This is a genomic window from Flavobacterium sp. FG68 (assembly GCF_057808895.1).
Genome location: NZ_JBMDIY010000011.1, coordinates 96,643 through 110,632, shown reverse-complemented (window position 1 = coordinate 110,632; position 13,990 = coordinate 96,643). Strand labels below are relative to the sequence as shown.

The window sequence follows — 13,990 nt, the reverse complement described above, 5'->3', positions numbered from 1 at the left end:
TTATGTCAAAAAAAACAATTTACTTCTTAGTTGGTGGAGCTGTAATTATTATCATAGCATTAATAGGGCTTTCCAAAGCAGGAGTAATAGGAAACAAAGATGAAGGAAAAGAAGTTGAAACATCAAAAGTAGCTGCTTCAACAATTGTAGAAACAGTTTCGGCAACAGGAAAAATACAGCCGGAAATTGAAGTAAAACTTTCATCAATGGTTTCCGGTGAAATTATTGCATTAAATGTAAAAGAAGGCCAAGTTGTAAAAAAAGGCGATTTACTGGTAAAAATAAACCCTGATTTGTATACTTCAGGTTTAGAAAGATCAGTAGCAAATTTATCTGGAACTAAAGCCGGTTTAGTGCAGTCTGAAGCCAGTTTTAAAGAGGCAAAAGCAAATTATGAGCGTAACAAAACGCTTTATGATAAAGGTGTAATTTCAAAATCAGATTGGGATAAAGCCATATCGACTTATGAAGTCGCAAAGGCAACAAAACAATCTTCTTACTATAATGTTCAAAGTGCTTCGGCTTCTGTTACAGAAGCCCGAGACAATTTAGGACGTACAACAATTTATGCTCCTGCAGATGGTACAATTTCGGTACTAAATGTTGAATTGGGAGAACGTGTTTTAGGAACGCAGCAAATGGCTGGAACAGAGCTTTTAAGAGTTGCTAACCTTAATAACATGGAAGTTGAAGTTGACGTAAACGAAAATGACATCGTAAAAATTAAAATAGGGGACGAAGCCAATGTTGAAGTCGATGCCTATTTAAAAAAGAAATTTAGAGGAGTTGTAACTAGTATTTCAAATTCTGCAAGTACAACATTAACTTCAGATCAGGTTACCAATTTCAAAGTTAAAGTTCGTATTTTAAAAGATTCATATCAGGATTTATTAGAAGGGAAACCAGCAGCGTATTCGCCTTTTAGACCTGGAATGACAGCTACTGTTGATATTATTACAACGACTAAAAACAATGTTCTGGCCGTGCCAATTAGTTCTGTTGTAGTAAAATCGGATACAACAGCCGTTACTGACTTTAAAGTAGAAGATCCAAACGAGAAAAAAGCTGCCCCAAAAAGCGATAAAAAATTCGAATGTGTTTTTGTTAAAGTAGGGGACAAAGCTAAAATCAGAATTATTAAAACAGGAATTCAGGACGATACAAATATTGAAGTAATGTCTGGTTTGAAACCTGGAGATGTGGTAATTACCGGGCCGTACACAACAGTTTCTAAAGAATTAAATTCTGGCGATAAAGTAAAAATTAAAAAAGCGGAAGCTCCGAAAAAATAAATTTGTAGTATGATTTCATTGTGTGGAAGCGTACCAAACGGTTTTTTTGAAGCAATTGGTATTGGGTTTATTGTTATTTTAGGAGTTCTTTTTTACACGCATTATAAAGCGTATACAAGTAAATATTATAACGAGGAATATGTTTATTTTTCTAGCGGAAAGAAGGTTTTACTTTATTTACTTTTCTTGGCAATAAGTATATGTGCTGTTCCTGTACTAATTATAGTGTCGCTTTATGTGTATACTAGAATTTCTAATTAAATATAAATACTTAAAATTAAATACATTGTCTTTTATTCTCAATATAGAAACCGCTACCAAAAACTGTTCAGTCTCAATTGCAAAAAATGGAGAAACTGTTCTCTGTAAAGAAATTGCTGAAGAAGGATACTCGCATGCTGAAAAACTTCATGTTTTTATTGAAGAAGTTATTGCAGAATCAGGCATTTCAGTTCAGGATTTAAATGCTATTGCAGTAAGTCAGGGACCAGGTTCTTATACAGGTTTACGAATTGGGGTTTCAGCGGCAAAAGGCTTGTGTTTTGCATTAAATATTCCGTTAATTGCTGTAGATACTTTGCAGACTTTAGCATCAAAAGCGAAAGTTTCTGACGGAAAAATTATTCCGATGCTGGACGCCAGAAGAATGGAAGTGTACAGCGAAATTTTTACTGCTGATTTAGAAGTTGAAAGAGGAATTCAAGCGGAGATTATTACAGAAGAATCTTTTGCAGCCTATACAGAAAAACTTTATTTCGTTGGAGATTGTGCCGAGAAATGTAAACCAGTTTTGACTAAAGAAAACTTTGTGTTTTTAGAAGAAATCAAATACCCTTCGGCAAGAGAAATGAGTAAAATCAGTTATGATAAATACCAAAAAAGCGACACTGTAGATGTCGCTTATTTTGAACCTTATTATTTGAAAGATTTTATGATGACATTACCATCAAAAAAACAATAATCTAATTTTTATTTTTGAACGGTAAACGGCTGAACAGAAATTCCTGCTTCGTCTAAAGCTGCTTTGCAATTTTCTAAAGTATCAGAAAAAACAGCTCCGTAATTCACATTTTTTGCCCAAGGGCGAACTGCAAAATCAACAGAACTCGCTGATAAATTTTTCACAAAAACTTCTGGTGCCGGTTTTTTAAGCACTTTTGGATTTTTATTTAAAACATCCAATAAAACTTCTTTCGCCTTTTTAATATCAGAATCATAAGAAACAGAAAAAGTCAAATCGGCTCTTCTTTCTCCCTGCATCGAATAATTAATAATAGTTCCGTTTGACAATGCGCCATTTGGAACAAAAACCGTTTGATTATTTCCGGTCAACATTTTAGTGACAAAAATCTGAATCTCTAAAACCGTTGCAATAACTCCCTGAGCCTCGATTGTATCACCAACTTTAAAAGGTTTGAAAACGATAATCAGCATTCCGCCCGCAAAATTCGAAAGCGAACCCTGAAGTGATAAACCAATCGCAAGACCCATTGCTCCCAGAATAGCTACGAATGAAGAAGTCTCGATTCCGAGTTTTGAAATAAAAGTAACAAACAATAAAACTCGAAGCGCCCACAATAAAATATCAGCAAGGAATTTGGTTAATGTTGGGTCAAGATTTCTCTTCACCATTACTTTTCTAATTACTCTGTTAATTAATCGAATGGCATACAAACCAACAAATAAAATCAGTAATGCTGAGATTAGTTTTGGAGAATAATCGATTAAAATATTGATGAATTTTGTAGCGTAATTGCTAAACTGTTCAGGATTGATGTACATATTATTTTGAATAAAAAAACCTTCTCAAAGAGAAGGTAAAATGATTTTGCAAATATAGCTATATTTTGTTTTTATATAAAAATACTTTCCGTTACTTCTCTTCTTCAGAGTCTAAATCTGTTACTCCGTCTTCGCTCACATCCACTACAGTTTCTGTAACCAATTTATAATCCTCGTTGGCAGTTTCTGTAATTACTTCTTTGATAGAATCAATCACATCATGTATAGAATCAGATGCTTTTTCTACATATTCGCTCACGGCATCTTTAGTATGTTCCAGATATTCGGCTGCAGAATCGATTATTGGTTCTGAGGCTTCTTTAACTTCTTCAAAAGTATTTTCGGCCTGATCTGCAAAATCTACTGCTGTTTCTTTTGCCGAGCCAAACAAATTGCTGAAAAATGATGATAATCCCATGGTTTTAAAATGATTAGTTAAGGTTACAATATTAATTATTTTTAGAGAAAAACAATTTAATTTTCGTTTAATTAATTATGAAATAAAAAAAGCGCCTCATATGAGACGCTTAAATTATATACAATTGAAATTTTTATGCATTTAAAGCTTCAACCTTAATGGCTTCATCATTCAACATACTTTTCAGCATATTTTCGATACCGCTTTTTAAAGTAAAAGTAGACGATGGACAACCGCTGCACGCACCTTGCAATATCACTTTTACAGTTTTGTCTTCTTCATTATAAGAATCAAAAGCAATATTTCCACCATCAGCCGCAACTGCTGGTTTTACGTATTCTTCTAAAATATTGATAATTTGCTGAGACGTAACATCTAATTTGTCAAATGCTTCATCTTTTGTAACATCATTTTTAGTAGTAGTCTGAATTAGATTTTCATCTAAAACAGTTCCTCCGTTTTCAATAAATTGCTTAATAAATGTTCTTAACTCCAAAGTGATTTCAGACCAGTCGTTGATTTCGTATTTGGTAACAGAAATATAGTTCTCATCAATAAAAACCTCTTTAACATAAGGAAATTTGAATAATTCCTGTGCAAGCGGAGAAGAAACAGTCTGGTCAATATTTTTGTATTCAACCGCGTTTCTAGTCAACATTCTGCTTACCACAAATTTAAGTGCAGAAGGATTTGGAGTTGTTTCTCCATAAACCGTAATAGGCTGTTTTTTTGCTTTGTTTTCGTCAACTTTAATGATAACACCGCCTTTGTCTACAAATGCTGCAATTTGCTCTGCAACATCATCTTGTACGTCACTCCATTCTACAATGCTGTATCTTTCGATTGCAATAAAATTTCCTGAAATATAAACGGTTTTTACAAACGGCAGATAGAACAATTGCTGTGCTAAAGGCGAAGCTTGGGCTTCATCTATGTTTTTGAATTCAAAGTTTTGATTTTGAGTAATAAAATCTTCAAATTCGAATTTTAGGATAGTAGGATTTTGAGTCTCTTTTATAGTGATTTTTGTCATGGTAGTAATTTTTTGCAAATTTACTAAAGTTATTTTCTACTATTACCTATATTTGATTTTTTAATAAAATAATTAAGACTCTATTCAAATAATTCGTACGAAATTATCAAGAGTGTAAAAATTAGACTAACTAGCCCGCCATTATGAAATTAAAAATCAAGTTATTAATTGTTTTTTTAATAACGACTTTTTATACTTATTCTCAAGAAGGAATTCCTGTTTACTCTGATTATTTATCAGATAATTACTACTTGATTCATCCTTCGATGGCTGGAGCAGCAAATTGTGCAAAAGTTAGATTAACAGCCAGAAAGCAATGGTTTGGTCAGGAAGATGCGCCAACACTTCAAACTTTAAGTGTTAACGGAAGATTAGGAGAGCGTTCCGGTGCCGGGATTATTGTTTTTAATGATAAAAACGGATATCATTCTGAAAAAGGAGTAAAGCTTACCTATGCGCATCATATTATGTTTTCAAGAGATGAAGTCGATTTAAATCAGCTTTCTTTTGGTATTAGCGGAGGATTGATTCAGAATCAGTTAGATGAAACAAAATTTGGCGGTACTTTTGATCCAATTGTTTTTGGTTCAATTCAAAAAGACTCTTATTTTAATGTAGATTTTGGAGCTTCTTATAACTATTTAGATTTTTATGCGCATGCAACGGTTCAGGGCGTTCTTGAAACCAGAAGAGAATTGTATACAGATTACGAAAGTGATAATTTAAGAAAGTTCCTTTTTAGTGCAGGTTATGTATTTGGGAAAAGAGATAAAATTACCTGGGAGCCTTCTATTTTATTTCAACTGTTTGATCAGACAAAAGAAAAATCTATTGACCTGAACTTAAAAGCTTATAAGAATTTAGATTTTGGAAGTTTATGGGCTGCTTTATCTTATAGAAGAAGTTTTGACGGAGCTCAGTTTAGCTCAGGAAACGGAGTTTCAAATCAAAAACTGCAATATTTTACCCCAATTGTGGGCGTGAATTTTAAAAACTTTATGTTTGCTTACACCTATTCTCAGGTTACAGGCGATGTAAAATTTGATACTGGCGGATACCACCAGATTACTTTAGGAGTTAATATATTTTGTAGAAAGGAACGTTACGATTGTAACTGTCCGGCAATTAATTAAAATTTTATTATGCTTATTAAATCTGTAAACGGAAAATCACCTGCAATTCCAGAAGATTGTTACGTTGCCGAAAATGCAACTATAGTTGGCGATGTTACTTTTGGTGAGTCTTGCAGCGTTTGGTTTAATGCAGTTGTTCGAGGCGATGTTCACTTTATTAAAATAGGAAATAAAGTAAATATTCAGGATGGTGCAATAATTCACTGTACGTATCAAAAACACCCAACAATTATAGGAAACAATGTTTCTATAGGACATAATGCGATCGTTCACGGTTGTACAATTCACGACAATGTTTTAATAGGAATGGGCGCTATTGTAATGGATAACTGCGTTGTCGAAAGTAATTCTATCGTGGCAGCCGGAGCAGTTTTGACCCAAAATACAGTTGTTCCTTCGGGAACTATTTTTGCGGGCGTTCCTGCTAAAAAAGTAAAAGATATTGATCAATCTGACTTTGCCGGCGAAATTGAACGTATATCAAACAACTACGTAATGTATTCTGGCTGGTTTAAAGAATAAATTCAATAAAATTCCAATAATAAAAATTCCAAATTCCAATCAATAACTATTGGAATTTGGTCCCGATAGCTATCGGGATTATTTTGGAATTTAATACTTTACAGATTGATTTTTTCAAAGAAAGCATTTTTATAACTTTCACTTATTGGAATTCGTTTGTCGCTAATCAAAACTTTATTTTTTTGTATTGATTTTACATGTTTGATATTGATAATATAAGATCTGTGGATTCGCGAAAATCCTTTGTTTGAAAGCAGGTTTTCTAATTTTATTAAACTGATTAAAGTCAGCGTGAATTTATTGTCTGTCGTGTAAATTTTTACATAATCTTTCAAGCCTTCGATAAAAAGAATATCCGAAAAATTCATTTTTACATTTTCATACTCAGCTCTCACAAACATAAAATCCTGTTCAACTTCCGGAGCGGCAATGTTTTCAGAAATGTGCTGAACAGCCGCTGCAGGATTACTGATTTGCTGTGCACGAACTACAGATTTTAAAAAACGATGAAATGGAATAGGTTTTACTAAATAATCAACTGCGCCAAGATTAAATCCTTCAACAGCATAATCAGAATAAGCGGTTGTAAAAATTACCAAAGGCTTTTTTTCGATTGTATTTAAAAAGTCAATTCCGGAGAAATGCGGCATTTGAATATCAAGAAAAATCAAATCAATATTATTTTGATTGATAAACGAAACGGCATCGATTGCATTATTAAAAGTGCTGACCAGTTCAAGCGAATCTACCTTCTTGACAAAATCTTCTAATAGTTCAACTGCTAAAGGTTCATCATCTATAATTACACATTTCATCTGTTGAAAATTAAGTTTTTAAATTTGTTTTGGCAGTCAAAAGTAGTTTTAAACCAATGAATTAAGTTTTAAAATTATCATAAAAGTACGCAATTAATCCAAGTATCATTTTAACGTTTATGTTGTTTTGATTTCATCTAATTTTAAACTTAAATGAACACGATAAAAATGATTATCCTGATTAATAGTCAGTTCGTGTGCGTTTGGATAAAGTAAATCCAGTCGGCTTTGAATATTTATAAGTCCGATACCAGAATTGTCAGGATCTTTTTCATAATTTTCGATAGTATTTTCGATCCAAAAATCCAGATCATTTTCAGAAATGAATATCTTAATTTTTACATGCGTAGCACCTTTGTAATCGGTTCCGTACTTAAAAGCATTTTCTACAAAAGAAATTAAAAGCAAAGGTTCAATAAACTTGTTTTTGGTATTGCCGTGAACATTTATTACAATGTCTTCAATATTATTCAGCCTCAGTTTTTGCAGCTCAATATAATTTTGAATGTAATTGATTTCTTTTTCTAAAGCCACCGTTTTGTTATCTGTTTCGTAGAGCATATAGCGCATTAATTCAGATAAGGTTACGATGGCATCAGGGACCAAATCAGATTTCTTATGTGCCAGAGAATAAATACTGTTTAACGAATTGAATAAAAAATGCGGATTGGTTTGCTTGCGCAGATAAATCAATTCGGTATTCGTTCTGTGTGTTTCGGCGATTAATTTGTTTTGCTGATTATTATAAAACTCTGTCAGCGTTCTAATAACGGCGCTTATGGTTATAATTAGAATATAGAAAAAAGACGGGCCAATTTTAAAAAACAACGGCTGTCTCGCCGGCGCCATCATTATTTTGCCTCTTTGCTTATATAGGTTAATTGCTTCAGGCGGAATCATTCTTGTTCGCATATGTCTAAACTCAGGAATAAAATAATGAATCCTGATAATCATGAAGACAGCAATAAGAATAAAAATGAACAGAAAATATTTCCAATACTTTTTTTGTAAAAGAAGGGCAGGTACCAAGTAAAAATAGTTCAGATAAAATAACAAAATTCCCGTTGCCCATTGTACATAGAAATCATTATTGATTCTAAATGGACTTTCATAAAATTGAATCAGCGATGTTAGAATAAAGAAAATCCAAATCATAAAATGGAATAGTATTTTATTTGAATTTGTATTTTTAATGGTATCTAGTGTCATTTATAATTTTATTTTTAATAAAATTAATTCATTTTTGGTTACCGTTGGAGATAAGTTTTGTTTGAGTTTTTCAACCACAAAATGGGCTGTTTTTAAAGCATCTTCTTCTGTCGAAAAACTTTTGTTATCATTTATTACAGGAATAATCGATTGTTTGATTATGATTTTATCTTTATAAGAAATCGAATATCCCCAGCCTGAATTTGTTTTAAATGATTCGGTTTTGAAAACCTCTTTTTTTGTACAGGAAACAATTTGTAAAACCAGAATGAAAAGCAATAAATTCTTCTGGATTTTACTCCAGAAGAATTGTTTAGTATTAATTGTCATCGTCGCTTTGTTCATCTTGCGGTCTAAATTCCCATGCATCGTCAAAGTAAGTAGAACCGACTCTTCCTAACATATAAAAACCACGATTGTTAATTGTAAAGCCAACAGCATCAGTTCTTGTTGCACCTTCCATAGCTGTTCTTTCTTCCCAAAGATCTGTTGAAGGATTATATTCCCAAACTGTTTTGATGTTTTCACCGCCCACAACATATCCTAATCCGTTCATTGAAAAACTAGAAGCATTAGATCTTGTAATAGCATATTCATCATTCCAAGTGTAATCATCATCTGTATCTTTATCGATATCCCTTTTTCTTGTCCAGACATCAGTTGCAGGATCAAATTCCCAAAAATCTTCCTGATAAACCCCATTGTTAACTCCAGTTACCAAATAAGCTTTATCTGAAATTACAAATACAGTAGCATTACGTCTTTTATTACCGCTAAATCCGTTTACAAGTGTCCATGTATTTGCCTGATCATCATATTGATAAAAATCTTTTAAATAATTTCCATCATAACCAGTTCCAAAATAAGCTTTTCCGCCAGCTTGGAAACCAACGGCAGCATAACGGCCTGTTCCTGCAAAATCAGCTTTTTGAGTCCAGCTGTTGCTTGATGGATCATATTGATAGAAATCCTTTAATTTATTAGTTCCATCATAACCAAGTCCCACATAACCTTTATTATTTAGCGTAAAACTTGATGCCGAACTTCTGGCAACACCTCCAAAATTAGCTTTCTGTTCCCAGTAATCTCCAGTTGAGTTATAAGCCCATAAATCTTTTAAGTATTCATCTCCGGTATAACCCGTTGCTACATAAGCAAAATCTCCAATTACAAAACTTGTTGCACTAGATCTTGCAGGACCGTCAAACGCTGATTTTTTAATCCAGTTACCTACTAAATCATCGTCATCGTCATCATTGCTGCAGCTTATAAAAAAGAGGCTCGAAAGCAGGGTTGCGAATAATATTCCTTTTTTTAGATTATTCATAGTGTTTAAAATTTATTTATTGTTTGTATTTGATCCCAATTCCTAAAATGTATCCGTTGCTTATGTTGAAATCATAAACAGTATGATTATCACCGTCTGTTAATTTGTATTTTTTGTCAAAATCATATCCGGCTTTAAAATTTAAAAACCAGTTTTTGTCGACATTTCTTTCATATTCAAATGAGGTTGTCATTTGTGATAAAGTAGCTTTTGCGGCATTTTTATCTATTTCATTCTGAATATTTAAATTGTAAAAACTTCCGTTAAAACTGTTACTTAAACTAAAATTGTTGCGTATGTTATTTGAATACGAAATCCTTGAATCCGGAAAGCCAATCAGCACATTAGCATTGTCATTCATTTTATAATTTAAAGAAGCTGACGGCAGAAATTTTGGGTTTCCAAAAGCGCTGGTTCTGGCCGCTCCAATACTTAAAGTCATTTTTGAACTTAATTCCTGTTTTATTTCAAAACTTCCTAAAAGTGTAAAATCAGAAAAACCTAAATTTTCCTGAAAACTGAACGTTGGCGTAACCGAAAAATTCAGTTTTGTCGAATGTGATATTTCCTGCGAAAATTCAATTTTGTTCTTAATGTGCTGTAACTTGTCTAAATCTTCAAAGGATTCATAATGACCTAAATCATAGTTTACATTCAAATTCGAATATTCCAGCGTATTTGTAATCAGGCTTTTTGAACTTATTTTTTTGCTGAACGAAACACCAATACTTGTTTCAGTAAAATCAATTTTGTCAGTAGGCTCTGTTTTCAAATTCAGCTGTACTGAAAAATTTTCCTGCGCATTCATATTGAGAAATGACACTAAAAAAACCGAACAAATTATAAACCTTATTTTCATTACTTATTTATTGGTTCAAAAGTAGGTTGGAGAAGGTTTTAAAAAAAAGAAGATATATGTATGACTCTTTTTGATAGACAAAACAGCCTTTTTTAAGGTCGAATGAAATATTTATTTACGATATTCCATTGTAGATGTTTTTTCGCCGTTGATAGTCTAAAAACACGTGACTGTATATGTTATAGTGTGGTGCAGAAGACTGCATTTTATATTTGCTCAAAAAATTGATTATGGGCAAGTTTTTATTAATGTTAGTTTTTGCTTTTACTATATTTTCCTGCGGTACAGATACTGATGCGGGAAATTTTGTTGTAGGTTCAGATTATTTGGCTATAAATAATAAAGTAGTGATGATCGACACGCTTACGGTCGAAATGTCAACTATTAATTTCGATTCACTTATTACTTCGGGACAAAGCCGAATTTTAATAGGTAATTATGATGATCCTATTTTAGGAAAAGTAAAATCAAACAGTTATTTCCAGCTTTCTGCAAGTTCTTATGCCTTGAATAATTCAGGTTCAGATACTGAGACTGTAAATTTTGTTTTTGATTCTATCTCCATGATTTTAAAATATGATAACTATTATTACGGAGATACTACTCAGGTTCAAAAATTTGACATTCATCGACTGACTCAAAAAGTAAAGCCAAATAAGGATGATGACAGTTTTTACAATAATTCAACCTTAACCTACAGCGACGAAAGTCTGGGCACTGTTTCGTACAAACCCCGTCCAATAGAAAAAGATTCTATTAATATTAAAATGAGTAAGGATTTTGGAGAAGCGCTCTTTCAAAAAATAAAAAAGAGAGAAATTACCGGTTTAGATAATCTTACTGAATATTTAAAAGGATTAGTGCTTGTTCCTTCCAGTTCAAATTCGTCGAGTGTAATAGGTTTTCATACTAGTACCAGCAAAGTTCGATTGTATTATTCTAAATATCAGGGCGACGCAGATGCTGATTCTTTTTTTATCGATTTCCTGATGTCAAATACAGCGACACAATTTAACTCTATATCGCTCGATAAAACAGGAACTATAATTCAAAATTTACCCGTTTCGACCAGTAAACTTTCAAGTTCCTTAACCAATAAACAAGGTTTTATTCAGTCTGGAACCGGAGTTGCCTGCCGTATTGATTTTCCGAATATAAAGCAGCTTAAAAATATTTCAAGTAATGGAGCCATTGTCGACGCTCAAATGTTTATAAAACCTGTAAACAATTCGTATTCAAATAAATATCCTCTGGCAGATTCCTTAAAAGTATATGTGGGCGATAATTTAAACAGAATTAGCGGCAGTTTGCTTAATGCTGCAGGAGCGGCAGTTTATGGAACTTTGAGCCAGAAAAGTGATGAGTTTAATGAAAATATAGGTTATACCATTCCGCTGGGCAGTTTTTTACAAAAGGAAATGCTGAAAGCGTCAGATTCAAGATCATCCCTGATATTAACATTGCCCGGAATTTCTAAATCAGTTAACAGACTTGTTTTAGGAGATCAAAAACATCCCGAAAATAAAATTCTAATAAAAATTTATTACCTCTCCTATTAAATGAAAAAGAAAATAATTTTTGTAAGCTGCTTCATTTTAATGGCGCTGACTTCATTTTCTCAAAGTATTTCGAGTTCGCCCTATTCATTGTATGGTTTAGGAAGTGTGTATGATGCCGATTTTGGTGCGATTTCATCAATTGGATCTTCCGGAATCGCTTTGCCTTCAGAAGGTTTTATCAATAATCTAAATCCGGCGTCTTTAGGGTTTATGCCTTTAAATCATTTTATGCTTGATGTGGGCGGAAAAGCTATTGGAACAACATACCAAAGTAAATCCAAAACAGAGAAGCGAAATAACTTTCAGTTTTCTCATTTAGCTTTTGCTTTTCCGATAACGAAGAATTCAGGCTTTAGTATTGCACTTAAACCGTATTCGAGTTCTACGTATAAAATTTCAAATCTTTTACTTCCTATTGCAGATAGTAAGGAATCGTATAATTTGTCTGCAGCTGGTTCAGGAGGATTAAATGATTTTGATTTCTCCTATGGATATCGTTTTGGTAAAAAGCTGACTGTTGGAGCTACTGCCGCTTTGTTATTTGGAAATATTACAGACGATCGCACCTTTACTATTTTGAATTCAATTACTAATGTTCATAAAAAAACAGATTACAGCGGATTTCGTGCTACTTTAGGAACGCAGTATAAAATAGATTCCACATTGACAATTGGAACAACTTTTAAACTTCCGGCACAAATTAAAGGCTCAAAAGTTCAATCTGTTCAAACATCTGCAGATGGAGTTGTTAATGTTATTGAGTCTGAAACAGCTTCGGATGTGGATGATTATTATATGCCTTTAGAAATAGGAGTAGGGATCAGCAAGCGATTTAAGAATGTTTTGAACATGACGTTAGATTACGAAAAAAGTTTGTGGAATGATACCAGGCAGTCTGATCTTTATGGAGATTTTGTAAATCAGGACAGATTTGCCCTTGGATTTTCGTACTTCAATGCTAATAGAAATATTCGTAAATATTGGGATAGGATAACATATTCTGCGGGAGCAAATTTTGATACCGGTTATCTTGAAGTTGACGGAAAAAGAGTTAACAACGCCTCAATTTCTGTGGGAGTTAATCTGCCAATCGAAAATACCTCTTCGTCCCTAAATATTTCATATTCCTATGGTCAAAGAGGCAGGATATCAGAAAATCTTATTAAAGAAAATTATCATAAGATAACCCTTAATTTATCTTTAGATGGAATTTGGTTTGTGAAACGAAAGTTTGATTAATTAAAAGTCTTTTTCAATTACCGGATATTTATCTTCTAAAATAGATTTTAAAACCGCTGGATTTGAATTGACATAAAATATAGGTTCACTTTTTGGAGTGTCAGTAAAACCGACTTTTTCACGCAAAATATTTTGTGTTTGTCTTGCTACTGCCTCTCCAGAATCTATGATTTGAATGTGATCCGGAAGTATTTTTTTAATCTGCGGAATTAAATAAGGATAATGGCTGCAGCCTAAAACAAGATAATCAATATTGGCATCGATCATAGGCTGTAAATACTCCTCTAATAATTGGGTCATTTCCGGAGAATATAAATTGCCATCTTCAATCAATTTAACCAGACCGTAACCAACCTGCTCAATAATTGTAGTATGCTGAAACATCTCTGCTGTTTTATTAAACAGTTCACTATTTAATGTTCCTTTTGTAGCCAGGATTCCAATAACCTGCGTTTTAGAATTATTAGCAGCTGGCTTTATTGCAGGTTCAATTCCTATAAACGGTATATCATAATCATTACGAAGTTCCCAAATTGCATTTGTTGTTGCAGTGTTGCATGCTACTACAATTAATTTGCAATTATTTTCAAGTAAAAACTCTACATTTTTTTTACTTAAGGCAACAATCTCTTCTTTTGTTTTTTGACCGTAGGGAGCATTTTTGCTATCGGCTAAATAAATTGTTTTTTCGTTTGGAAGTAAATCGTGAATTTCTTTCCAGATTGAAGTCCCTCCAATGCCAGAGTCGAAAACGCCTATAGGATTATTGTTTGTCATAATACAAAATTAGTATTTTTTGAAA

At 32.8% G+C, this 13,990-nt stretch carries 15 protein-coding genes; 6 read left to right on the top strand and 9 right to left on the bottom strand.

Annotated elements, in window-relative coordinates; all coding sequences use genetic code 11:
- Nucleotides 1-2 precede the first annotated feature (2 nt).
- A complete protein-coding gene (locus ACODSB_RS09335) occupies nt 3-1,292 on the top strand; it encodes an efflux RND transporter periplasmic adaptor subunit (protein WP_488936832.1) in 1,290 nt (429 codons plus the stop codon).
- Between the two features lie 286 nt (nt 1,293-1,578).
- On the top strand, nt 1,579-2,253 hold the full coding sequence (gene tsaB / locus ACODSB_RS09330; protein WP_488936831.1) for a tRNA (adenosine(37)-N6)-threonylcarbamoyltransferase complex dimerization subunit type 1 TsaB: 675 nt from the start codon (nt 1,579-1,581) through the stop codon (nt 2,251-2,253).
- Between the two features lie 8 nt (nt 2,254-2,261).
- Here tsaB and ACODSB_RS09325 read toward each other — a convergent pair whose 3' ends face one another.
- The 3 genes from ACODSB_RS09325 to ACODSB_RS09315 all read right to left on the bottom strand — a co-directional run bounded on the left by ACODSB_RS09325 (nt 2,262) and on the right by ACODSB_RS09315 (nt 4,525).
- On the bottom strand, nt 2,262-3,074 hold the full coding sequence (locus ACODSB_RS09325) for a mechanosensitive ion channel family protein (RefSeq protein ID WP_053471643.1): 813 nt from the start codon (nt 3,072-3,074) through the stop codon (nt 2,262-2,264).
- Between the two features lie 91 nt (nt 3,075-3,165).
- Nucleotides 3,166-3,492: a YtxH domain-containing protein gene (locus ACODSB_RS09320; RefSeq protein ID WP_488936830.1), complete on the bottom strand. Its 327-nt coding sequence runs from the start codon at nt 3,490-3,492 to the stop codon at nt 3,166-3,168.
- Nucleotides 3,493-3,625: 133 nt separating this feature from the next.
- On the bottom strand, nt 3,626-4,525 hold the full coding sequence (locus ACODSB_RS09315) for a NifU family protein (RefSeq protein WP_053471641.1): 900 nt from the start codon (nt 4,523-4,525) through the stop codon (nt 3,626-3,628).
- A 143-nt stretch (nt 4,526-4,668) separates the two neighbouring features.
- Between ACODSB_RS09315 and ACODSB_RS09310 the strand changes: the two genes are divergently transcribed.
- Entirely contained in the window at nt 4,669-5,658 is a 990-nt protein-coding gene (locus ACODSB_RS09310; RefSeq protein WP_488936829.1) for a PorP/SprF family type IX secretion system membrane protein, read from the top strand.
- Nucleotides 5,659-5,667: 9 nt separating this feature from the next.
- Nucleotides 5,668-6,180, top strand: a complete 513-nt coding sequence (locus ACODSB_RS09305; protein ID WP_488936828.1) for a gamma carbonic anhydrase family protein — start codon at nt 5,668-5,670, stop codon at nt 6,178-6,180.
- 98 nt (nt 6,181-6,278) lie between these two features.
- On the opposite strand, the gene ACODSB_RS09300 is transcribed toward ACODSB_RS09305, so the two are convergent.
- From ACODSB_RS09300 to ACODSB_RS09280, 5 genes are all read right to left on the bottom strand, one after another.
- On the bottom strand, nt 6,279-6,995 hold the full coding sequence (locus ACODSB_RS09300; protein ID WP_488936827.1) for a LytR/AlgR family response regulator transcription factor: 717 nt from the start codon (nt 6,993-6,995) through the stop codon (nt 6,279-6,281).
- Between the two features lie 117 nt (nt 6,996-7,112).
- Entirely contained in the window at nt 7,113-8,204 is a 1,092-nt protein-coding gene (locus ACODSB_RS09295; protein WP_488936826.1) for a sensor histidine kinase, read from the bottom strand.
- Complete coding sequence (locus tag ACODSB_RS09290) at nt 8,205-8,534, bottom strand: DUF4907 domain-containing protein (protein WP_180857512.1); 330 nt, start codon at nt 8,532-8,534, stop codon at nt 8,205-8,207.
- A complete protein-coding gene (locus tag ACODSB_RS09285; protein WP_053471635.1) occupies nt 8,524-9,531 on the bottom strand; it encodes a Kelch repeat-containing protein in 1,008 nt (335 codons plus the stop codon). The genes ACODSB_RS09290 and ACODSB_RS09285 overlap by 11 nt, the downstream gene beginning before the upstream one ends.
- A 16-nt stretch (nt 9,532-9,547) precedes the next feature.
- Nucleotides 9,548-10,339 carry a DUF6268 family outer membrane beta-barrel protein gene (locus tag ACODSB_RS09280; protein WP_488936825.1) on the bottom strand — a complete coding sequence of 264 codons (792 nt, stop codon included), beginning with the start codon at nt 10,337-10,339 and terminating at the stop codon, nt 9,548-9,550.
- A gap of 281 nt (nt 10,340-10,620) precedes the next feature.
- Between ACODSB_RS09280 and ACODSB_RS09275 the strand changes: the two genes are divergently transcribed.
- Nucleotides 10,621-11,949: a DUF4270 family protein gene (locus ACODSB_RS09275; protein ID WP_488936824.1), complete on the top strand. Its 1,329-nt coding sequence runs from the start codon at nt 10,621-10,623 to the stop codon at nt 11,947-11,949.
- Nucleotides 11,950-13,188, top strand: a complete 1,239-nt coding sequence (bamG, locus tag ACODSB_RS09270) for a BamG family beta-barrel-assembly machinery protein (protein WP_488936823.1) — start codon at nt 11,950-11,952, stop codon at nt 13,186-13,188.
- On the opposite strand, the gene murI is transcribed toward bamG, so the two are convergent.
- Entirely contained in the window at nt 13,189-13,965 is a 777-nt protein-coding gene (gene murI / locus ACODSB_RS09265) for a glutamate racemase (protein ID WP_053471631.1), read from the bottom strand. It abuts the gene before it with no gap.
- Between the last annotated feature and the right edge of the window lie 25 nt (nt 13,966-13,990).